Source organism: Rhizobium sp. USDA 4016, assembly GCF_056279705.1.
Window position 1 is genome coordinate 640,979 of the sequence record NZ_JBWCCY010000004.1, and the last position, 23,927, is coordinate 664,905.

Here is a 23,927-nt window from a genome sequence, read left to right on the forward strand (position 1 = left end):
TCTCGCACTGTCGTTGATTGTTGAAATGCGGAAAAATGATCCGGTTTAAAGCGGACTCGGCACCATTCTTGCTTATCGTTTCATGATCACTCACGAGAAAAGGGATTCGCCATGCAGCAGACTGAAACTGTCCAAAGCGAAACTGCCGAAAGCGTGGTGTTATCTGTCAGGGGATTGACGGTCAGCCTACCCAAAAACATGGAGCGGACGCATGCTGTACGCGATATCTCCTTTGACCTGAGACAGGGAGAAATTCTCTGCATCATTGGCGAATCCGGCTCGGGAAAATCCGTGACAGCCAACGCCATCATGGGTTTGCTACCATCGGCGATCGCCGTAACCGGTGGTAACATCTTGTTTAAAGGGATGGATCTTATACAAACGGAAGAAGAGAGCTTGCGCGCCCTGCGTGGCCGCGCTGTTTCGATTATCTTTCAGGATCCGCTCTCGGCGCTCAATCCGCTGATGACAATCGGCGACCAGATCGCCGAGGTGATGGAGGCCCACAAGATCGGCACGCGAGAAAGCCGTGCCGTCAAGATCCTCGAGTTGCTCGATGAGGTGGGCCTGCCTGATCCGGCGCTGCTGCAACATCAATATCCCTTCCGTCTGTCGGGCGGTCAGCGGCAGCGCGTCATGATCGCGATGGCGCTGGCGCTCGACCCAGACGTGCTGATTGCCGACGAGCCGACGACGGCGCTGGACGTGACCACACAGGCGCAGATTCTGGAGTTGATCCGCAAGATCCAGCGTCGCAAGAACATGAGCGTCATGTTCATTACCCATGATTTCGGCGTCGTCGCCGAGATTGCCGACCGCGTCGTCGTCATGGAAAAGGGCAGCCTCGTCGAGGAGGGGCCGGCGAATGTGGTGCTCAATACGCCGGAGCATCCCTACACGAAACGCCTGATCGCCGCTGTGCCACGCATGAGGGCGAAGGACCGCGAAGGTACCGCCGATACGCCGATGGTGCTGGAAGTCGCGAACCTGAGCAAAACCTACCACACGTCGGGAGGGTTCTTTTCCAGGAGCCGAACAGTCAAAGCGGTCAACAACGTCAGCTTTTCGATCCGCAAGGGCCGAACGCTCGGCGTTGTCGGGGAATCCGGCTCCGGCAAGTCGTCGCTCGGCCGCGTTCTGCTCAAGCTGATGGACTGTGATGACGGCAAGATACTGTTCGACGGTCGTGATATCGCGCCCATGTCGAGCGATGCCTTCCGGTCGATGCGCCCCTACATCCAGATGATCTTCCAGGATCCATTCGCCTCGCTCAACCCGCGCCACACGATCGGCAAAGTTCTGACCGTCGGACCGATCGCTCATGGCGTCTCGCTGCATGAGGCCAAGGTAAAAGCGCTTCGGACGCTCAAGCTGGTAGGGTTGGACGAAGGTGCCTATGACCGCTTCCCGCACGAGTTCTCCGGTGGCCAGCGCCAGCGGATCGGTATTGCCAGGGCGCTGATGTTCGACCCGCTTCTGCTTGTGGCCGACGAAGCGGTATCGGCCCTCGACGTGTCGATCCAGGCGCAGATTCTACAACTGCTGACCAAGATCCAGAAGGAGACCAAGGTGGCGATGATCTTTATCACGCACGATCTGCGGGTCGCCAGCCAGATCTGCGACGAAGTTGCCGTCATGTACAAGGGCGAGATCGTCGAATACGGCCCGCCCTCACAGATCTTCCGCGCACCTCATCACGATTATACCCGCAAGCTCGTCTCGGCGATCCCCGGCAGCGAGTGGGAGCCCGCCGCCTGACATCAATTTCGGAGCGTGACTAAACCGTCCTGCTGAAAAGCAAGGCAGTTTTTGTCGTTTCTGCCTCCCCTTCATGGTCTGTTCGCCTATCTGATAGGCATTCTTTTTCCGTGAACAAATTAGCGCCGAAGCCTCAGAAAAAATAGTTGCATTTGTCCACTATCTAGCAAATCATCACCGTCGAAAACGACGCCTGACACTGCTGGAGATAAGACTGAAACACCTGTTTCCTTACCGGAAAACAGGACGCTATCCCTTTGTTTTTCGGAGCGTTAGTGCCGTGCTTGAGTCAAAGAAAACACCACCCATATCGATCGGCGACATCGACCTCGATGTGCTGGAAGATACACTCAGCTTCTATATCCGTACCGTCAATCTGGCGGTGTCACGCGATCTCGACGAGCGGCTGGAGGGCTGTGATGTCGCCCGCGGTACGGGGAAAATAACCACTCTGCTGATGGTCGATAGCCACCCGGGGATCCGCCCGTCTTTTATTGCGCAGCTCATTCTCAAGGATCGATCCGCGATGGGCCGGCTTGTCGATCAGATGGAAAATCACGGGCTTTTAAGGCGCGAAACGTCGGTCGACGATAACCGTGCGCAAGAGCTTTATATCACCGAGAAAGGCGCGCAATTGGCGGTACAGGTGCGAGCCCTCGTCACCCAGCAATCGAAGGATTTTTTCGCCTTCATTCCCGAAGACGAGCAACGCCTGCTGATGGATATCCTGCGCAGAGCCTACCGGCGGATCGCCGGCCTGCCGTAAACCGCTTCCGGAGATCGTGCCATGCCGGCAAAACGTGTCGTATTAATTTCGGGAGCCAATCGTGGCATTGGCGCGGAGACGGCCCGGCTGCTGAACAGTCAGGGATGGTGCGTGTCGCTCGGCATGCGCAAGCCGATTCAGCCGGATTGGGCAGATTCCACCACGGCAATCGTCTTTCCGTACGATGCCTACGATCCTGAAGGTGAGAAATCCTGGGTCGAAGCCTCCATCGCCACGTTCGGCCGCATCGACGCCATCATTGCGAATGCGGGCATCATGATCCCAAAAACAGTCATCGAGGCAGACGAAGACGACTTCGACCGAACGATGACGGTCAACGTCAAGGCACCGCGCCGGCTTGCCAAGGCGGCTTGGGAACAGCTCACGGCCAGCGGCCGCGGCCGGGTCATCATTCTCGGCTCCCTCTCCGGCAAGCGTGTGAAGAGTGCGACTGCCGGGCTTTATTCGATGTCCAAGTTCGCCGCAATTGCACTTGCGCATGGCATCCGCCACACGGGCTGGGATTTCGGCATTCGCGCCACCGCGGTCTGCCCGGGATTCGTTGCCACTGATATGGCACGCGGCATCACCAGTCGCGCCGACGACCAGATGACCGATCCGCGTGATCTCGCCCGCATCATTGCCATGCTGCTGGACCTGCCGAACGAGGCGAGCGTCGCCGAATTCACCATCAATTGCCAGCTTGAGGAGTCCTACTGAATGCCGGGACCTTACGTTGTTCCTGTCCACGGGGATGCTGACCTGCCCAAGGAAGTGGATGTCGTCGTCATCGGCGGTGGCATTATCGGCACCTCGACGGCACTCGAACTGGCCGAAGGCGGCCTGCGGGTCGCGCTGTGCGAAAAGGGCGGCATCGGGCATGAGCAGTCGAGCCGCAACTGGGGCTGGGTGCGCATTTCCCGGCGCGATCCGCGCGAAGTGCCGCTGATGGCGGAGGCGTTGCGGATCTGGAGCAGCCTCGATCAAAGAACCGGCCGCGCCACCGGCTATACCCGCGCCGGCATCATGTTCACCTGTGCCAACGATCAGGAATTTGCAGATCATGAGCGCTGGAAGCGCAATCTCGAGGGTTATCAACTCGACTCACGGATGCTCAGCGGCACCGAGTTCAAGGCTATGTTCCCGAATGCGAACATGGTCATCAAGGGCGCGCTCTACACCACCGCCGACGGTCGTGCCGAGCCACAGAAAGCGGCTCCGGCGGTCGCTGAAGCTGCGCGCGACAGGGGTGCTACTATTCTGACGGAATGCGCAGTCCGCGGCATTGAAACATCGGGCGGCAAGATATCTGGTGTCATCACCGAGCGTGGTCCGATTGCCTGCTCCGCCGTTGTGCTGGCCGGCGGCGCCTGGTCGAGCCTGTTTTCCGGTAATCTCGGTATCAACCTGCCGCAATTGAAAGTGATGAATTCGGTGCTGCGCACCAGCCCCTTGGAAGGCGGGCCGGAACAGGCCATCTGGTCCAAGGGGTTTGCTGTGCGCAAACGCCAGGATGGCGGCTACACGATCGCATCTGGTCATGAGAATGTCGTCGATATCGTCCCGAAATCCTTCCGCTATGCCAAGGATTTCATGCCGGCGCTCGGCAAAGAGTGGCGCTCGCTGAGGTTCCGTCTGGGAGGCCGCTTCTTCGACGAGGCACGCATCGCCAACCGCTGGACGATGGATGAGGCAAGCCCGTTCGAATATAATCGCGTGCTCGACCCGAAGCCGGCAACCAAGCTTTCCGATCTGGCGCTCGCCAACCTGAAGAAGGCCTTTCCGGTCTTCGAGAAGGCGGAGATCGCCCAGCGTTGGGCCGGCTACATCGACGTGACGCCGGATGCCGTGCCGGTCATTTCAGCGATTGATAGGATCCCGGGCTTCCATATAGCCACCGGCTTTTCCGGTCATGGCTTCGGCATCGGGCCGGCCGCCGGACGGCTGATGGCCGATATCGTTACCGGTAGGCCGCCGGTCGTCGACCCTAAGGATTTCCGTTTTTCACGCTTCTCCGATGGCTCGAAGATCGAGCTGATCAGCGGCTTCTAGTCTGCCCGAATAAAGAAGGCAGATCGCATAACGTGCAGAAAACGAAGTGGAACAGTGACTGAGCAACAGCAAAGGGAGCAGACCGATGTCTGACGAAACCAAGAATGCGATTCTCAATCCTACGCGCCGCCAGGCGCTGACCATGATGGCGATGGCCGGCGCATCCGGCTTGATCATGCCCAATCTTCTCGGCCGCGGCAGGGCATTCGCAGCCGCCCCTCCCGCCAAGCCGACCGGACAGATGATTGTGGGTTTTTCGCAGGAGCCGACTGTTTTCAACCCGCATATGCCGCATATTGAAGTCGATGAAGGCATTCATTTCAGCCTGTTCGATCCGCTCTTTGCCATTTCCCCCGAAGGCAAATTTACGCCGGCGTTGGCACTGGAGGTGCCGAGTGTCGAGAATGGCGGCATCTCCGCTGACGGCCTTTCCTGGAAAGTTAAACTGCGCGAGGACGTCAAATGGCATGATGGGACGCCGTTCACCGCCGATGACGTCAAGTTCACGTTGGAGCTCCTGGTCGATCCGGATTTCCGCAGCTGGCGCAAGACGGGGCATGAACTGGTGCGCGAGTTGACGGTGGTCTCACCCACCGAAATCACCTGGAAAATGGAAAAGCCGTTTGCACCCTATCCGTCGATCCTGGCGTCGACCTTCATCGTGCCGAAACACGCTTTGGGCGCTGAAAAAGACAAGAACACGGCGCCCTTCAACGCTGCTCCGATCGGCACAGGCCCGTTCAAATGGGTGGAGCGGGTCGCCGGCGATCACATCACGCTCGAAGCCAATGCCGACTATTTCGGTGACGGGCCATATCTTGAGCGCGTGATCTACAAGTATATTCCGGATCTCACGGTTCTCTATACGCAGTTCAAGACGGGCGACATCGACGTGGTGGGCCTGCAGTGGATCACGCCCGACCACTATGAAGAAGCCAAAGCGCTTGAAGGCAAGGCCGTTCTCGTCGTGCCGGGGTCTACGGTCGAATCCGTCACCTTCAACATGGAGAAGCCACAGTTCAAGGATCTCGCAGTTCGTCAGGCGCTTTATCATGCGCTCGACAAGGCAACGATCATCGACGCCCTGTATTATGGCCTGCCGACGCCGACCGAAAGCTACATGCCGCAGCAGTCCTTCTATGCAAATCCCGACCTGCCGAAGCACGAATACGATCCAGAAAAGGCCAAGAAAATCCTTGATGATGCCGGATGGGTACCGGGCAGCGACGGTATTCGCGCCAAGGATGGCGTCAAGCTCTCCTTCTCCAACTCGACGACTGCCGGAAACCATATCCGCGAACAGGTGCAGCAGTTCATGCAGCAGTCGTTCAAGGATATCGGTGTCGAAATGACCATTTCCAACCTGCCCCCCGCCGTAATGTGGGGCGAATACTGGATGATGTCGCAGTTCGATTCCGTCGTTGTCGGCATCGACTTTTTGACCGGCGCCGATCCCGATACGTCCGACTATTTCAAATCGACGTCGATCGGCGCCAAGGGTGGCGCCGGACAGAATACATGGCAGTATTCGAATCCCGAGGTCGACAAACTCCTAACCGAAGGTGGCCAAATCTTCGTGCCGGAGGAGCGCAAGAAGATCTATCTCAAGATTCAGGAGATCATGCGCGCCGATCTGCCCTTCATGCCGGTCTTCCAATACGCGCAGGTGCGCGGCCACAAGACCGGTGCCGAAAGCGTCGTTCCGAACGTCAATACGCGCATCGACAGCTGGAACGTCGGAAGCTGGTATTGGGCTTCCTAGGCCGCCTGCCTTTGAGCAACCCTCTCCCGTTTCGGGGGAGGGTCCAACGAAGCGTCTCGACGTCCCTGACCTGATGTCCACAATAGCAATCGGAGAGACTGCGATGCTGCGCTATCTTCTCGGCCGTTTATGGCAAAGCCTGATCCTATTGTTTCTGGTGTCCATGATCGGATTTGCAGTTCTCAATCTGGCGCCCGGTGGTCCGTTGTCGCAATATGCGCTGACACCGGGAATGACCCAAGAAGCGCTGGACCGAATTGCTAAGCAGATGGGCCTCGACCGGCCATTGCCGATACAATATCTCGACTGGCTGCGGCACCTTTTGCAAGGCGACTGGGGCCGCTCCTACCGCGACAGCCAGCCGGTTCTCGGCATTATAATGGGTCATCTTTTTGCCACGCTACTGTTGATGGGGTCCTCGACCGTGCTTTCGATCGCTGTCGGCACCTGGGTCGGGATCAAGGGGGCAACAAAGCGCTATTCCATCTTCGATTATACCGCCACCATTGGTGCTATGGTGGCGCTGTCGATCCCGACTTTCTGGTTCGGCCTTGTCGCCATCTACCTGTTTTCCCTCAAGCTGAAATGGCTGCCGGCCGGGAACATGTACACGATCGGCGACGGCTCAGTCGCTGACTATGCCATTCACCTGATCATGCCGACCGTGGTTCTGGCGTTTGTCAACGTGGCGGTCTGGAGCCGTTACATGCGCACTGCAACGCTCGACGTCATCAACCAGGATTTCGTGCGCACGGCAAAGGCCAAGGGGCTTTCGGAGCGACGAGTGCTGATGAAACACGTGATTGGCAATGCGTTGCTGCCGATGATCACGCTTGCGGGCCTGCAGCTGCCAACCATCCTCGGCGGCGCGCTGGTCACCGAAACGGTGTTTACCTGGCCGGGTATGGGCCGGCTGTTCCTCGATAGTCTCGGCTATAACGATTATCCTGTCGTCATGGGGCTTTTGATGTTTTCCGCCATCCTCGTGCTGGTCGGCAGTCTTATTGCCGACCTTCTCGTCGCTTTCGTCGATCCGCGCATCCGGCTGGGTTAGGAGAAAAACTATGTCAGCAACCCTATCCATTTCCCGCTCTGCGAAAGCGCATTGGTGGCAAAGCCGGACCTTCCGCCGGTTCGCCCGTCACCGGCTAGCGATGCTCGGACTGCTGATGATTACCGTTTTGGGGCTCGCCTGCATTGTCGGTCCCTCTATCCTTCCCTACGACGAGCTCTACATCGATCTGCGCGCCCGCTTTGCGCCGCCCCTGACAGGCTACCATATTTTCGGCACCGATCCGCTGGGCCGCGATATCGCAGCGCGCCTGTTCATGGCCGGCCGTATTTCGCTGTTAGTCGGTTTCTTTGCGATGTTGCTCAGCACCTTGATCGGTACTGTCATCGGCGTCTGTGCAGGCTACTATGGTGGACGCGTCGGCGCAGCGCTAATGCGCTTCGTCGACGCCTTCCTGTCCTTTCCCAGTATCTTTCTGCTTCTGGCGCTGGCGGCCTTCATCAAGCCGAGCCCTTTCATGATCACGGTCATCATCGCGGTGACGAGCTGGATGGAGATTTCCCGCATCGTCGAGGCAGAGGTGCGCTCGTTGCGCGAGCGCGACTTCGTGCTGGCGGCGCGTATGCTCGGCCTTTCCAACAGCTGGATCATGTTCCGCGAACTGCTGCCCAATGCCATTGGCCCGATCATCGTCGCAGCAACCCTGACGGTCGCCCGTGCAATCCTGCTTGAAGCCTATGTCAGCTTCCTCGGCTATGGCATACAGCCACCGCTACCAAGCTGGGGCAACATGCTGAACGGCGCGCAGCAATATCTCGACAGGGCGCCATGGCTGGCGATCGTGCCCGGCGTTGCCATTACGCTTGCCGTCACCAGCTTCAACTTTATCGGCGACGGCCTGCGTGACGCGCTCGACGCCCGCAGCGATCTTAGCTGAGAGGAGGCGATGCGCACGTTTTCTCCTTTCAAGACGACATTGTGGTATGCGACCGCCACGCCAGCTCCCGACACGACGAGGCTGCAAGGCACGGTCGACGCGGATGTTTGCATCGTCGGTGGTGGTTATACCGGGCTGACGACGGCACTGGAACTTGCCCAGGATGGCTTTCGTGTCGTGCTTCTGGAAAGGGAAGAGATCGGCTTTGGGGGATCCGGTCGCAATGCCGGACATTGCACCCCGACCTTTACCCATTACAGCCTGCCGGAATTGCGCAAGATGCTCGGCGAGCCCTGGGCCGAACGATTGATAGTCCGCCAAACCCGCGCCAACGATCGCGTTTCCGATATGATAAAGCGCTACCAGATTCAGTGCGAGTGGCAGCAGAATGGCTACGTCATGGGGGCTTCCTATCCCGCCATGATGAAGACGATCGAGGAGAAGGTTCGGACCTATAACGCCGTGGGCGCTCGAACGCGAGTTCTTGATCGAGACGAAGTCGAAGCGGTAACGGGTAGCCACCGCTTTTATGGCGGTTGGATGCATGAAGAAGCAGGGCATCTCAACCCGCTCGGTTATTCTCGCGGCCTTGCCCGTGCGGTGATCCAGGAGGGAGGCGTAATCCACACGAATTCGCCCGTCACCGGATGCCAACGGCAAGGCAGCGGTTGGGTGATCAGCACGGACAGGGGCAAGGTCTTGGCCGATAAGGTGATTTTTGCGACCGGCGCATACACGGTCGGCGGCTGGCCGAAGCTTGACCAGACATTCAAGATCCAGAAGGTATTTGTCGCGGCGACACAGCCGCTTTCCGATGAGGAGCGCAGGTCGGTCCTACCGCAGAATACGACCATTCATGATGGACGCGGCGATATCTTTGTCTACAAATACAATGCCGAGGGGCGGATCGTCGCCTCGATGTTTCCCATAGGCCGGCGCGGCCGCGACGTGGATTATACCCGCACCGTCATGAGCGACCGGCTGAAATGGCTGCACCCGCAGATCAAACAGGATATCCGCTGGGAATATTTCTGGTTTGGTGAGTTGGATATGCAATACCAAACCGTCCCGCGTCTCTATGACCTGGCGCCTGGTGTCGTGGCTCTCACTGGCCTTTCCGGCCGCGGCGTGCCCACCGGCAGTATGCTGGGCGGCATTCTTTCGGAATGGGCAAAAGGCGTGCCCACGCAGGACCTGGCGCTGAAGCTTGAGCCGTTGACCGTCGCGCCCTTCTATATGAACTACGGTCCGCAACTGATGCTGCGCTACTATCGCGTCTCAGACTGGATCAAGGCCAAACTCGCAGGCGTACCACTCCCTCCGCACGCCTGATGTGGACCATGAGCCAAGCCGCTTGCGCAGTGGCAATTTGAGGGCGAATTACTGGCCGTCTGCCTGTGCGCGCCCCTGGAATTAATGGCGGCCCTTGGAGCCTTGATCGAGATGGCAGATCTCGCGGGTGTCAAAATCCCGGTGTCCGACCCAGCGCTGTACTACGCAGCTGACCTTCAAAATCGTGCGTAGCCAGCCATAACGCTGAACTTCTCGCCGAATCCTTAGTCGTCTCGTTACGCCGATTCAGCGGCTTGCGTCTGGGCGATGATTGAAAGGGCGGAACGCCGCTTCTGTGCATCCGGAGTAGAGAAAGCTCCATCGAGTTGCGAGGCATAGGATTGCAATTTAGCAAGCTCGCGATCAGCAACATCGACTTGCAAAGCTTCGGCATAGTAGCGTCGGTAAACTGCCGTGCAGCGTTGCCGAGCAGGAAGTAACCCACCGCACGATGTGACCCGTTTCTATTGCGGATGAATATCGGAGGGTATGCTAGCCTCGCAGAAAACCGCGGCGTCGTGGCCGCCGCCTGACGGGACAGGGACCGGATTGACGCCCAGGCTCTCCGTTGCAAGAGCGAGCTTTGCAATAAGCGACTTGCTGCAGTGCGCGGGGCTGGTCCACAATGCTTCGCCGAAATCGAACCGGACGCTGCGCCCGCGCTCGATGCGCGCAATATGAAAAGCCCGCAAAACGAAGGCCGATGTAGATGTCTGACTTAAATTGAATCGCGAGCAGCGTAGACCCGATGGACTAATGCCCGCAAAAGAAGCAACGTCAACCGATCCGAGTTCTGTTAAATGCGGACCACCTGATGAAATAATCGCCGATTAAGAAACCATTCTCACATCGGAAATGATCCGGCGCGCTGACAATGTCCCCAAGCTCCTTGTAACTCATTGATTCTACTAATTTCGTTTTTGCCCCGCTTATCGAGGCTAGGTGACAACCAGGCAAAGAAAAACCCGCCAGTGAGGGCGGGTTTGGCAGGTGGCGTCAAGCCGAATTTTCAGAGATCGTGCCGACTGTAAAGAAGTGGTCGACCACTGAGGTTTTTGATCGCCGGAGGGATGCCGGATTTTTCCGAGCTTCCGAACCACATCCGCCGGCGGCTTGCCCTTCACTTTGGCAACAGCAGCGACAGAGATGTAGCGCCGGTCGAACTTATCGATCTCCTCCTCCGTCGTCACAATCGCCGTGCCGAACCGGTAGTTGACGTATTCCGATTGGATAATCCCTCTCCGCATCAACGCGGCCGCCTCTTAGTGGTTGATGTCGAGGCGTGCTGCGACTTCGTCGGGATGCATCCAACCCGGATAAGGCACCTTCTTCTTGGTGCGAACCTCTCCCGTCGAAAGAAGGATTCCTTCAAAGAGATATTCCGGCTGGTAGACGACCTGCTTTAGTTCTCCGTCCGCAAGCAGCACGAGCACCTCGTCGATATGGGACCAGTTGCGAAACGGGAGTACGCTACGGCGTCGACGCCTGCTAAAAGTTTACCGGCTGAGGCCTTGGAGGGGTTTTATGGAGTCTCGACGAATTTGGACAACGAAAGAGGCCGAGGGCGATTTTGTTCGTTTGCTGGAGCATGCCAGAACCGTTGGCCCCCAGGAGATCCGAGACATATGTGCTGAAGATCTACGACGACCGGACGAAAGAGGACGCTGCGAAGTTCCTCAAAAACAGGCCGAAGTATTAGATTTTGGCGTCTGTTGGCAAGGATTCGTTAACCCTAGGTTATTTTTTTAGCAAGATGTTTTGCCGATCGCGCGGTCGAGGAGCGTAGGCTGCCGTGTCGACGCGCGCAGAAGCTGCATCAAGTGGAACTCGTAGCGAATTCTCACTTCGCTGCGGCTACAGACCTGCATGCCACTGGACTGATCATCCAAAGGGACAATGAAGCACTCGGCGCAATCCGACAATTGGCGCCGAAGAAAGATCGACGCAGCGCTTCCGCTATTATGGATGCCGATATCGCAATATAATCCGGATAAGTTCGCGGTGATGGACGGTTACATTGACTGCATAAGTTAAGCGTGAACATTTTCTGACCAAGCGTCATCGTTCAAGCGATGATAGGGTAGCACAGAGCAACGAGATTAGGCGGGCTTCATGGATAGCTTTTCAATTACAGCCGATTTAGATCACGACAGCGCGCCTACGTCGCTGCCAAAAAGCCGCTCGGGATTAAGTGTTAGGGTCCTGGAGCCGCGCGATACGGTGGCAATTCGTGAAATCCTCAGGCAGCATCATGCAACGACCGTTTTTCGAGATCAGCCTTTTTCGGACTGGAAGCTGAACCAACACTACAGCCTAATATTTTCACGGCCGTCGAGGATGATTGCGCCCATGGTGGAGTGGGCCGGGAAGCCGGTAGGGGTAGCTTGGGCAGTTGCGGATTCGTATATTCTTTCCGAAGGTCCACTCTTCGTCACCGTGCATGTCATTGCGGTCGACCTTTCCCTTGGACCCGTTCGGCGGGCAAAGGTCTTTTTGGCACTTGTTGGCGCGGTACGCCAATGGGCCGCGTCGCTGAATGCCAGCCATTCTTTTATTCATGTGACAACAGGTTCGAACATCGAGGCAACGGATCGATTGATGAAAGCCGCAGGCGCTCAGTTCGTCGGAGGCGCCTATGTCGTGTGATGAAGAAATTGATCACGGCAAATGAGTGCCAGCATTCGCCAATAGGCATTCCGGAGGATTGCCGTCCACGATCGTAGATCGTCACAGGCTCTCCCAAGCGTTAGGCGGTGATGGACAGACCGCGATAACCGAGTGATGGCGCGAATTTAAACTCAACTGATGGAATAGCTGACGGGGGCACACAAGACCGGGTTCCCGGCGGGGTCCTGACCGTAAAAAAACCTTACTTGAAACTGCATTTGATGTGACGCAGCGTGCCGCGATCCGATTCCAACTTGTTTGCCCACAGAGACTTTAGTGTCAGCAATTCGAAAGGTCCTGTTTGGACTAACCGCAGCTTTGATAATTGTGATTGTCGTCAGTGCCGCCTGGCTCTGGGAAGTGGCGGGGGCTTACGGTTTCAACACTATATTGCGGCGCGGCGGAACCTATTGGATCAATGTGAAGCCTGACGACGAACGCCTGTCTGCCTCCATGCAATTGGCGTTGAACGCCGCGATCCCACCCGTTCTGGCCGGGCCGCTGGCTTGGCAAGAGCCAGAGACAGGCTTCGAGGTGGCGGAGTTACCGGTTCTTGCAGACGGGCGCGAAGTCGACCGGATATTTCTTAGCAGGATTGACCCGACGCGCTTTCGCTTCGTCACTCGCAATGCGCCGATGGGTGACATGGGTGTTGATGAATGGGAGCACGCATTGCCCAAGGCCGTGCTGATAGTCAATGGCAGCTACTACGATAAGCATGGCAGGCCTGATACCCCGTTCATCGGTGAAGGCGTTGCGATGGGCCCACAGCAGTATGATGCAAAGGCCGGGGCCTTCGTTGCTAGCAAAGACGCTGCCGATATTCGCGATCTGACCTATCAAGATTGGCAGGGCGCCTTTGTCGGCGCGGCAAACGCTATGGTTTCCTATCCGCTCCTGATCGGCGATGATGGACAGACCCATGTGAATGTGAAAAGTCGCTGGCTGGCCAATCGTACCTTTGTCGCCAAGGACGGCTTGGGACGCATTGTGATCGGTACGACAAAGGAAGCGTTTTTTTCTCTCGACCGATTGGCAGCGTTTCTTAAGACGTCGCCGCTGAATCTCAAGGTCGCCCTAAATCTCGACGGTGGTCCTATCGCATGTCGGAGCGTCCGGCTAAATGGCTACAAACAAAAATTTTATGCGAGATGGGAGGCGCAGGTGGACGACGACAATGTCAGTTTGTTGCGGTGGCCTATTTCTCAGGCTACCTGGGCCATGCCAGTGGTCTTAACTGTCGAACGGAAATAAGCGAGGAACCCTGAAAACTGAAAGCCGAAGATGAGCCGTCTCCACCGACTCTATTTTTGAAATTGAAACGCCAGGCCCGGCGTTCGGGGCAAGACCTTGAGGCGTCTTTCCTTCGAGATGGCTTGATGTACCTTCACCCGCAAGAGGCAGACATTGCTGTGTTTCGACCAAGTCCCGATTTACTGGAGCGCCGATGATTCAACCCGGCGACTTCGCTAACGGCGGCAAACGAACGTAGGGGTTATCAGGATCATATGATCCTTTGGGTTCGCCTTTGCTGCCTTTGATTAGGCCGGGAATCAGATGCCCGCCAGGACCAAACAGATAATCGCTACCGGCGCAAAGATGCGCGAGCGATCGATAATTGAAATATCTGAACCGGTCGTCGGCGAGGAATGCGGCTTCATTGTAAGCTTTGCCGACGATCTTGGAGTAGCCTGCCTGCGCCATGTAAGCTCCGCCCACCTGCCTATCTATACTGGCACCGTCGCACATGTTGCCCAGAACCAACGACAATTTGAATATTCGCAGCGTTTCAGCGTCTTTGTTCGGCAGTGGCTTTGAGGCTTCGGCAAGGTCGTGGTTGGTGGACGGGTGGTTTGTCATCGTCTTGCGCCAAGCCGGGGGGAGGTCTGCTGCCGCGCAAGTTAGCACCGACAGACCCATCGCGATTGAGATCAAAGAAACACGTCTGAACGCCCTAAGCACACTATTGCTCCACCTTAACATTCGTTTTTCCATGCTGTGCAATGTATTTTCGTCTTAAGCAAGAACGAAAACTGGTGCATCCGTCCGCCGATAGCTCGCCGCAGCTTAATCCACTCTTCTAAGACACCGAGCAACAATGTTGAGCCGGGGTCCGGTTAATGAGGGTGACGGCAAACCGCAGCAGAATTTAGCCAATACTGGTGCAGATCCACACGGACCGCTTCACTCCCAGTATTTTCCCGGTTTGAAGTTGAGGTGCAGTTCATGTTTTTCCAAACAGGAAGCATAGAGGCACCTCAAAAGATGAATGAAATCGAAAGGTCAGGCAACCTCCGTTGGGTATAAATCATCCTTTGATTGTATTTTGTGGCAAAGTTGTAACGGTATGATCGCTAAATTAGAATTACTCGGAAAGGTCGTAGACTATGACGCTGATTTACGCCTATCTCTTCGCGACGGCTGTGGGGCCATAATCGGCTCAATGTTCGACAATCTCTTTTTTCTGTTGTCGACGCCGACGCTGGAGGCATAGTACTTGACGACTGCAATGAATCTCAACAACAGATGGCCTGAAAATATACTCCACATAATTTCGGTTGCCCAATTAACAATAATTGGTGTGATGTTCGTTTTATCCTCCGTTATGTATTACGATTCGCAGGTAATTCACATATTTGATGATAGTTATGAATATCCAGAATTAACTTCTTTTCTGAAGGATGTTTTGTTTATATTTTTGATATGGGGACATTCCGTATTTTTTTTAGCTTCAACATTATTCTATCGAAGCTTTTTCAGAATTCATCGCGTAGCCCACATATTGATACTCGCATATAGTTTCTTGTCCACATACGGCATCGTGGCAATAATTTATCTGGTTTTGCTTTGGAACAATCGGCTCTACGGCCTTTGATAATCATTGGGGAACATTATGGCTGAATCTACCTCGATTTTCCTTGGGGCAACCGGCACTTATATCTTTAAGACCGGCGCGCTAGCAGACCAGTTCGCTTCTCGCTTTGGTATTTCTAAGTATGCGATTATCGGCGCAGTGGCGAACGAGTACGACGCAAGGTATGCTTACAGTGTTTTGGATGGGCGCGGACCTTTTTACCAAACTGTAACGGATCAGCTCGCGTCATGGCGGAATACAAGTAGTTCCGATATCGAAGGCTATTATCTTCAATATCAACTCGACTTAAAAAGTGGAGTTAATGTTAGTAGCGCCTCGTATAAGCTATTCAATCCCGCTGCTACAGACATTGGGCCGGGCAATATTCGGATTTCTACAGCTATAGAGCTGGTCCAATCGGCATATTCAGAAAAGGTCAGGACAGGACAGGATCTTTCAGGGCTGGCCCGCTACTACGGACGCTACGACAGCCTGGTTACGGACCTTCTCAACTTTGACAACCCCGTCGCCAGTTACGAAATTGCGGCCGCTTATTTGAAGCAGGGAGAAAATTTCTTTCGCGGAAAATCCGATATAGCTTGGCAACAGTTGACGCCCGCTCAGCAAGAGGCCTTACTTGTTACATACTATAAGATTGGACCTAAAAGACTTTCGACCACTATTGACCAGAGACTCAATGTCGCTGCCGAAACCGGCGGTGCTTTTACATATAACCCGAATGGAGATGGGGGCGCACAACACCTCGTCAATCGAGACTTGATCGTTACGCAGGCTGATTTGTCTTCTGCGACGTACGGCGGGTACACCGGTCCTCAGACAGGTTATGATACGCCTTCCGAACTCAACGCAAGCACGCGCCCCGAATTGCCTCCTTCCCTTTCCGATATCGTACCCGCAACACCGATAAGCGAAATCACCAATCCGACAGTTTTTACACCTCAGCCATTCGCACCGATCCCCACAGTCACGCCTCTTATTCCCGGCGTATCTGCCACAATCACGCCGATCACGCCTACCCCGGCTCCGACACCGAATGTGCAACCTTCCTTCGGAGGCAGCGGCAGTTTTTCAGGGTCGGGACGAGGCGGCTACCAGTACGAGAGCGGCGAGGGCAACCCGAGGGGCGACTATTCCAGCGGCGCGCATTATAGATCCTCGCCCAGCGGCGGACCGAGTTCATCGGGTGGCACCGGCTCCTCTGGTGGTCGTAAGACTTCCAGAGGCTACCACAGCGGCGACGCTTCGTACGGCGAGATGGTTAATGGGTCTTTCGAGCGACACGGGATTGCAGCTTTTGACGGCTACGAACGAGTTGACGGCTACAGCGGGAACTCTGGGAGGTCGTCTGGGTCAAGTGGAAAACCCGTTCTGCTCGACATTTCCGGCAACGGCCTGAACGTCGACGATCTCTCTTCGTCCTCGAAGTTCCTCGACCTTGACGGCAGTGGCTATCAGAGCCGGACGGCTTGGGCGGGGCAGGGCACCGGCGTCCTGGTTCTCGACGCGGACGGCGACGGCAAGATCAGCCGCTCCAGCGAATTCGCCTTCACCGAATGGGATAGCTCGGCCACGACCGACCTCGAGGCGCTGAAGCAGGTCTTCGATAGCAACGGTAACGGCAAGCTCGATGCCGGTGATGCCCGCTGGTCGGAGTTCAAGGTCGAACTCAATGGCCAATTGGTTTCGCTCGATAGCCTTGGCATCACCTCGATCGACCTGACGCCGACCGGCAGCGGCCAGAGCTTTGCCGACGGCTCGGCGATCACCGGAACGACGACGTTCACCCGCGCCGACGGCACGACCGGAACAGTCGGCGACTCTGTTCTTGCGGCCGACGGCAGCAAGTATATCATCCAGACAACGAGCACGACCAATGCCGATGGCTCGGTCGTTAAGGATATCCTCGCCTACAATCCCGATGGTAGCCTCGCCTTCCGCAACCTGGCCACCACCAGCGCCGACGGCAATACCGTGCAGACGCAATTCGACGACGACGGCAACGGCACCTTCGACCGGTCGCAGAGCACGGTTCTGGCCGTAGACGCCAGTGGCGTCCGAACGAAGACAGTGTCGAACGTCAACGCCGACGGCTCGCTGGGCGACCGCGCCACGACCGTCACCAGCGCCGACAAGCTGACCATTACGACGGCGCTCGACCATGACGGCGACGGTGCCGCCGACGAGCGCCAGACCTTCGTCAAGCACCCCGACGGCTCGTCGACCACGACGACGCAATCGCTCAGCGTCGACGGCACGGTATTGACCGAGGTCGTCATCGAAGCCAGTGCCGATGGCCTCATCAAGACCAGCACGATCGATCTCAACGGCGACGGCATGATTGACGAGATCGTCTCGGAGACCACCGTCGTTGCCGCCGATGGCAGCCGCACCAAGACGGTGGGCGATCGCGGCCGGGACGGCACGCTGCTCGCCAGCACGATGACGCTCATCAGCACCGACAACAAGACGAAGACGGTGTCGAACGATGCCGACGGCAACGGCACGGTCGATACCCGCACTGAGACAGAGACAACGGTTGCCTCCGGCGATATCACGGCCCATACGACGGTCTCCAACGGCGACAATTCGTTGCGCGGCGAGACCACATCGGTTACCAGCGTCAATGGCTTGTCGAAAACGGTGTCGTCTGACGTGACCGGCGACGGCGTCGTCGATCTGTTCGACAGTGACATCACGGTGATGGGCGGCGACGGTTCACGCACCCAGACCGTCCAGCAGGTGAGCGCCGACGGCGCGTTGCTTGCGAAGACCGTGACGACGACCAGCGGCGACCACAAGGCGATTACCATTTCCGCCGATGCCAATGGCGATGGCGCAACCGACAGCCTGACCAGCATCACTGTCGGATTCGACGGCACGACGACGAGGACGACAAACACATTCAATGCCGATGGCTCGCTGATCACCAGGACCGTGGCAGTATCCACCGCCGATGGCCTGTCGAAGACCACGTCTGTCGATGCGGACGGCAATGGCACTGATGACCGCATCGTCACCGACGTGATCGTCGCGAATGCCGACGGCAGCCGCACGGAAACGATCACGACGACGAGCGCCAACGGTGCAATTATCGGCAAAACGGTGACGACCACCACAGCCGACAGCCTGTCGCAGACCGTACAGTCCGACCTCGACGGCGACGGCAGCGTCGATCAGGTCGTCACCGACACGATCACGCTCGGCGCGGACGGTGCGCGCACCGAAACGGTCGCCGTCAAAAGCGTCGATGGGACGCTTCAGGGACAATCGACCACCGTTGTCAGCGCCGACCGCAAGACGGCAACCGTCACCATCGACGCGGATGGCGATGGCAATATCGACAGCCGTCAGGTGAGGACGGTCTTTGCCGACGGCCATGCCGAGACGAGCCGTACCGACTACGCCGCCAATGGCGCAATTCTCGCTACCCGCATCGACACGGTCAGTGCCGACGCTCTGACGACGACGTCCACCTTCGACGTCAACGGCGATGGCATCGCCGACCGGATCGTCAGCGACCAGACCGTCATCAACGCCAATGGCAGCCGCACCGAGACAGTGTCGCTGTCGACCGCCAATGGTACGCTGCTCGACCGGCAAACGATCGTCACATCAGGTAATGGTCTTGCCGCGACGACTAGCGAAGACGTCAATGGCGACGGCGTGATCGATCTGCAGAATATCCAGGTCACGACGCTGAACAGCGATGGCTCGGTCACCAGGACTGTTTCCAATCTCGGTGGCACTACGCTTGCCAATCGCACCATCACGACCGTCACCGCCAATGGCCTGTCGACCCAGACGGACGTCGATGCGGACGGAGACGGCACCGTCGACAGAAGCCAGATCTCGACCCGCACGCTAAACGCCAATGGCTCGACACAGACAACCGATGCGGCCAAGGCTGCCAACGGAACGCAGATCGCAACGGCAACGACGGATGTCAGCGCCGACAGCAGAACGGCGACAAAGACCTTCGACCTCGACGGCAATGGCGTGATTGATGTCCGGGAAACGATTGCAATCAACGCCGCCGGCCTGATGACCGATATGGTCGAGACCTACAAGGCGGACGGCAGCCTCGACAGCCGCTCGGTCGTCGGCACCGCGGCGAACGGTCTTTCCCGGACGTCGAGTTCCGATCTTGATGGTGACGGCGTTTTCGACCTGGTCGCAACCGACACGACAGTGCTCGATAGCAACGGCGGCCAGACCCGCACGGTGTCCGAGTTCGGCGCCGGCAATGTGCTGACCTCCCGCACGACCACGAGTGTCAGCGCCGACGGTCTGACGAAGTCGGCCACCTGGGCCGACGGCACCGGCACGACCGTTCGCTCGAGCAGTGATGTCACGGTTTTGAACGCCGATGGCGGCACGATGGAAACGCTCTCCTATTTCGAGGCCGATGGCTCGCTGGAAAGCCGGATGATCGCCGAGGTGACCGCCCATGGGCTGTCGACCACCGTCACCACCGACCTCGACGGCGACGGTGCTGTCGACCAGCGCTCCATCACGACCAAACAGGCAGATGGCAGCGTCAAGCAGGTGCTTGCCGATCTCGCGTCCGATGGCATCGTGAAGGATACGAAGACCATCACTGTAACGGCAGATGGCCTGCAGCGCACGGTCGATTACGACAGCGATGGCAATGGCACCGTGGACAAGGAAACCACCAGCTTCACCGTCCTGAATGCCAATGGCAGCAAGACGACGACGGTGCAGGAACTGGTTTCCAGAGCAGACGGCCTCGTCGTCAAAAACACGACGGTTGTCGACAGCTCGGCCGATGGCCTCACCATCTCGATCCAATGGGATACGGCTGGTACCGGCAGCTTCGACAAGAGCCAGACGGATGTCACCGTGCTCAACGCCGACGGCTCCCGCACGCGGACGATCAGTGCCTTCAATGGCGCGTCCCTTGCAAGCCGTCATCTGATCACCACCAGCGCCAACGGCCGCACGATCACCGAGCAGTGGGATCTGACGGGCTCGGGTTCCTACGGTCAGACGGCCACCGATGTGACGGTGCATAACGCCGATGGCACCACGACGCGGACGATCAGCAGCAGCAAGGCGGATGGCACGCTCCTCTCCAAGACCGTGACGACCACTGACGTGAGCGGCAGGGTTATCGCTTCGGGCGAGGAGCGGACCGGCTTCACCAACCAGACGCTCACCGATACGCGTGAAGTGCTCGCCGACGGCGCCATCCGCGAGACGCTGGCAACCACTGATGCCAGCGGTCATCTTGTCGACAAGACGACGATGTCGACCAGCGCCGATAGGCGGACGGTCACGATCGACCGTGACGCCAATGGCGACGGCATCGTCGATCAGCGTCAGCAGACGGTCACCGCCAATTCCGGCATCGTCACTGCGGTCACGACCGACTTCAACAGCAATGGTACCGTGCGTGATCGCTCGACCCGGACCGTCTCGGCCGATGGCCGCCATACGACGATCACCTGGGACTTCGACGGCGATGGAGACAATGACCGCCAACGCAGTGTCGACGATACGATCCGCGCCGATGGCAGCCGCACGACCGTCACCACCGACATCGATATGCAAACTGGAACCCTTGCCGCCGAAACGACGGTAGAGGTGTCCGCGGACGGCAAGGGGATCACCACCTCCAAGGACGTCAATGGCGACGGCACCATCGATCAGGTGGAAACCGTCACCATCGATCCGACGGGGGGAAGTGTGACCGTCGCCACCAACAACGCCACCGCCCGTGATACAGCTTACCTGGCGCAGGGCGGTATCTATTGGAAGCAGGCGATTGCCGCCAAAAGCGAGACCACCAATTCGCTCGACGGCCGCACGACGACGATCAAGCAGGACTACGATGGAGACGGAATCTTCGAGACCACCCTGCAGTCGGTGGTGCAGATCGACGGTTCCATCGTCACGACAGTGACGGAAACAGACGCCGCCGAAACCATCAAAGCCAGGGGCACGATCGCGACCAGCGCCGACGGGCTGATCACCAAGCTGTCGAAGGATTCCGACAACAACAGCACGATCGATCACACCGAGACGGCCGTCACCCATGCCGATGGTTCGGTCACGCTGACGAAAGCGGACTTCAATAGCGGCGGCTCCCTGACCCAAACCGTCGTCGATACCGTCAACACCCTCGGCTCACTGACCAAACGTGTGACGTCCGACGGGCTTGGCCGCAAGACCGCGCAGACGGACATTGCCGCCGACGGCAGCGCGGTGATCACCACCTTCGATGCTGCGAGCGGCCAGACCCTGAGCGTCAGCCGAACCACGAAAGCCGGCTTGCTCACCAGCGCCATCTTCTATGACCCGCTCAATGCCCAGACCTGGATAAGGGTCGAGCAGCAGTTCGACGCTGCCGGCAAGAAGGCGTCGGAGACCCAGTATAAGGACGACGGCACACGCGCCGAAGTGACCTTCCATGTCGCGACCGGTGCGCAGCAGAAGATCCGGTATTTCGACGCCACGGGCGCCTTGACGGATATCACCGAGTTCGACGTGACGAATGCGGCAACCTGGTCGCAGACGACGAAGACATACAATGCCGCCGGGAAGGTCACCGTCGAACTCAAAGTCAACGACAACGGCACCAAGACCCAGGTCAACTTCGATACTGCTGCCCGCAAGACCTCGCAGATCGACACGGCCGCCGATGGCAGCACGGTGACGACGGCGTTCGATGCGGCAAGCGGTCAGACGCTGAGCATCAGCCGGCGGACGACGGCGGGCGTGCTGACCAGCGCCACGCTCTACGATCCGCTGAACACGCAACCCTGGATGAGGGTCGAGCAACAGTTCGACGCCGCCGGCAAGAAGACCCTGGAGACCCAGTACAAGGACGACGGCACGCGCACCGAAGTCACATTCCATGTCGCGACCGGCGCGCAGCAGAAGATCCGGTATTTCGACGCCACGGGCGTTTTGACGGATATCACCGATTTCGACGTCACAAATGCGGCAACCTGGTCGCAGACGACGAAGAAATACAATGCCGCCGGACAAGTCGTGTCGCAGGTCAATCTCAACGATGACGGCACCAAGGTCCAATATACCTTCGACCCGACCGACGCGAAGACGTGGTCGACCTACCAGCAAAACTACAATGCGGCTGGCGCGCTTACCTCCGTTGATCAGACCAACGACGACGGCACGCACAACACGGTCACCTACGACGTGGCCAACAATCAGAGCTGGTCACGCTATGAGCGATATAAGGATAGCAGCGGTCGCCTGCTGAACCAGACGAACTTTAATGATAACGGCACGAAGGACGTCTTCAGCTACGATCCGACCGACGCGCAGCCCTGGTCAACCTACAAGCAAACCTTCAATGCGGCGGACAAGCTTACTTTCATCGATCAGACCAATGACGATGGCACGCACAACACCGTCACCTACGACGTTGCCAACACCCAGGGCTGGTCCCGTTACGAGCAATACAAGGACAGCAGCGGCCGGCTCCTGAACCAGACGAACTACAACGATAACGGCACGAAGGACGTTTTCAGCTACGATCCGACCGACACGCAGACGTGGTCAACCTACGAGCAAAACTTCAATGCGGCGGGCCAACGTGTTTCGATCGATCAGACGAACGATAACGGAACAAGGTTCTCTGTCTCCTATGACCCAACGGACGCGCAGAATTGGTCAAGCGTTGAATATTCCTATGATGCAAGCGGTCGAAAGACGAATCAAGTGTACAAGTACGACGATGGAACGAAGAAGTTCTATACTTGGGATGTGACGAACGCGCAGACTTGGTCGTACTATATTGTTTATCAGAACGCTGCTGGAAAGACGACAAGCCAGAACACTTACCACGATAATGGAAACTATACGATTTATACCTATGACCCCGCAGATAAATCCAGTTTCACGGAGGAGATAAAGAATTATTATGTCAACGGCGAACTGATGTCTGAAACGACATACCTTGATGATGGCCGAAGCTCGTTCATAAAGTACGATTATAGGGATAATCAGGACTGGCAACGCGATGTATATTCCTACAGATCGAATGGAACACTTGAAAGTAGAACACTCTATCAGGACGGCTATGGAAACTGGATAAGTTACAGATACTATGCATCTGGTAATCTGCAATCCTATTCGAGATATGAAAGAGGTACTCAAGCGTATTTTGTTACTTACGCAGCTCCAGTGTTACTGGATCTGAACGGTGACAATCATATCGATCTGCGCCCGTTGGATTCAGGAGAGCTTTCCTCCTCTCCCGTCCTATTCGATTGGAACGGGGAAGGCTCGCCGGCTGCGACAGCATGGGTTGGCCCCGGCGACGGCTTCCTGGCCATCGATCTTGCATCGAACGGCGAAGCAGGCGCCGACGGCCTGATTGACCAGGCGCGCGAACTGGCTTTCGCCGCGACTGGGTGGACGAGGACCAGGCAGCAGCCAACGGCGGCTCCGTCAGTGACCTCGACGGCTTGCGGCTGGTCTTCGACAGCAACCATGACAACGTCCTCGATGCGCAGGACGATCGCTGGAGCGAGTTCCGCGTCTGGCGCGATGCCAACCAGAATGGCCTCACCGACCAGGGCGAACTCCAGACCATGTCGGAAGCCGGGATCAAGCTGGTCAATCTGCTGCACACGCCGGAAGGTGCCCAGGCCTTTGCGGATGGTTCAGCCATCACCGGCACCAGCAGCTATGAGACGGAAGCCGGCGGCAAATTCCTCGTCGGCGACGCCACGCTGGCTAATCGGGCAGCATGATGGCGACCGGAATTGACGCTTG

14 protein-coding genes are annotated in these 23,927 nt (G+C 57.5%); 11 read left to right on the top strand and 3 right to left on the bottom strand.

What is annotated here, in order from left to right; all coding sequences use genetic code 11:
* The first annotated feature begins 111 nt into the window (after positions 1-111).
* The 8 genes from ACZ9DP_RS18480 to ACZ9DP_RS18515 all read left to right on the top strand — a co-directional run bounded on the left by ACZ9DP_RS18480 (position 112) and on the right by ACZ9DP_RS18515 (position 9,619).
* Positions 112-1,758 (top strand): ABC transporter ATP-binding protein, encoded by a 1,647-nt coding sequence (locus tag ACZ9DP_RS18480; protein WP_476203180.1) that lies wholly within the window; start codon positions 112-114, stop codon positions 1,756-1,758.
* A gap of 280 nt (positions 1,759-2,038) precedes the next feature.
* Positions 2,039-2,524 (top strand): MarR family winged helix-turn-helix transcriptional regulator, encoded by a 486-nt coding sequence (locus ACZ9DP_RS18485; RefSeq protein ID WP_476203181.1) that lies wholly within the window; start codon positions 2,039-2,041, stop codon positions 2,522-2,524.
* Positions 2,525-2,545: 21 nt separating this feature from the next.
* Positions 2,546-3,244: an SDR family NAD(P)-dependent oxidoreductase gene (locus ACZ9DP_RS18490; protein WP_194727931.1), complete on the top strand. Its 699-nt coding sequence runs from the start codon at positions 2,546-2,548 to the stop codon at positions 3,242-3,244.
* Positions 3,245-4,576 carry an NAD(P)/FAD-dependent oxidoreductase gene (locus tag ACZ9DP_RS18495; RefSeq protein ID WP_476203182.1) on the top strand — a complete coding sequence of 444 codons (1,332 nt, stop codon included), beginning with the start codon at positions 3,245-3,247 and terminating at the stop codon, positions 4,574-4,576.
* Between the two features lie 85 nt (positions 4,577-4,661).
* Entirely contained in the window at positions 4,662-6,338 is a 1,677-nt protein-coding gene (locus ACZ9DP_RS18500) for a peptide ABC transporter substrate-binding protein (RefSeq protein WP_476203183.1), read from the top strand.
* A 103-nt stretch (positions 6,339-6,441) separates the two neighbouring features.
* Positions 6,442-7,392 (top strand): ABC transporter permease, encoded by a 951-nt coding sequence (locus ACZ9DP_RS18505; protein ID WP_194727928.1) that lies wholly within the window; start codon positions 6,442-6,444, stop codon positions 7,390-7,392.
* Positions 7,393-7,402: 10 nt separating this feature from the next.
* Positions 7,403-8,287 (top strand): ABC transporter permease, encoded by an 885-nt coding sequence (locus tag ACZ9DP_RS18510; RefSeq protein ID WP_476203184.1) that lies wholly within the window; start codon positions 7,403-7,405, stop codon positions 8,285-8,287.
* Between the two features lie 9 nt (positions 8,288-8,296).
* On the top strand, positions 8,297-9,619 hold the full coding sequence (locus ACZ9DP_RS18515; RefSeq protein WP_476203185.1) for an NAD(P)/FAD-dependent oxidoreductase: 1,323 nt from the start codon (positions 8,297-8,299) through the stop codon (positions 9,617-9,619).
* 938 nt (positions 9,620-10,557) lie between these two features.
* On the opposite strand, the gene ACZ9DP_RS18520 is transcribed toward ACZ9DP_RS18515, so the two are convergent.
* Together ACZ9DP_RS18520 and ACZ9DP_RS18525 are read right to left on the bottom strand one after the other, a co-directional pair.
* Positions 10,558-10,866, bottom strand: coding sequence for a hypothetical protein (locus ACZ9DP_RS18520; RefSeq protein WP_476203186.1), 309 nt, complete (start codon positions 10,864-10,866; stop codon positions 10,558-10,560).
* A gap of 15 nt (positions 10,867-10,881) precedes the next feature.
* Positions 10,882-11,046, bottom strand: a complete 165-nt coding sequence (locus ACZ9DP_RS18525) for a hypothetical protein (protein WP_476203187.1) — start codon at positions 11,044-11,046, stop codon at positions 10,882-10,884.
* Positions 11,047-11,731: 685 nt separating this feature from the next.
* On the opposite strand from ACZ9DP_RS18525, the gene ACZ9DP_RS18530 reads away from it, so the two are divergent.
* Positions 11,732-12,265: a GNAT family N-acetyltransferase gene (locus ACZ9DP_RS18530; protein WP_476203188.1), complete on the top strand. Its 534-nt coding sequence runs from the start codon at positions 11,732-11,734 to the stop codon at positions 12,263-12,265.
* A gap of 297 nt (positions 12,266-12,562) precedes the next feature.
* Positions 12,563-13,540, top strand: a complete 978-nt coding sequence (locus ACZ9DP_RS18535; RefSeq protein WP_476203189.1) for a phosphodiester glycosidase family protein — start codon at positions 12,563-12,565, stop codon at positions 13,538-13,540.
* A gap of 198 nt (positions 13,541-13,738) precedes the next feature.
* Here ACZ9DP_RS18535 and ACZ9DP_RS18540 read toward each other — a convergent pair whose 3' ends face one another.
* On the bottom strand, positions 13,739-14,146 hold the full coding sequence (locus ACZ9DP_RS18540) for a hypothetical protein (protein ID WP_476203190.1): 408 nt from the start codon (positions 14,144-14,146) through the stop codon (positions 13,739-13,741).
* 2,269 nt (positions 14,147-16,415) lie between these two features.
* Here ACZ9DP_RS18540 and ACZ9DP_RS18545 point away from each other — a divergent pair.
* Positions 16,416-23,921: an adhesin gene (locus ACZ9DP_RS18545; RefSeq protein ID WP_476203191.1), complete on the top strand. Its 7,506-nt coding sequence runs from the start codon at positions 16,416-16,418 to the stop codon at positions 23,919-23,921.
* Positions 23,922-23,927: the final 6 nt, after the last annotated feature.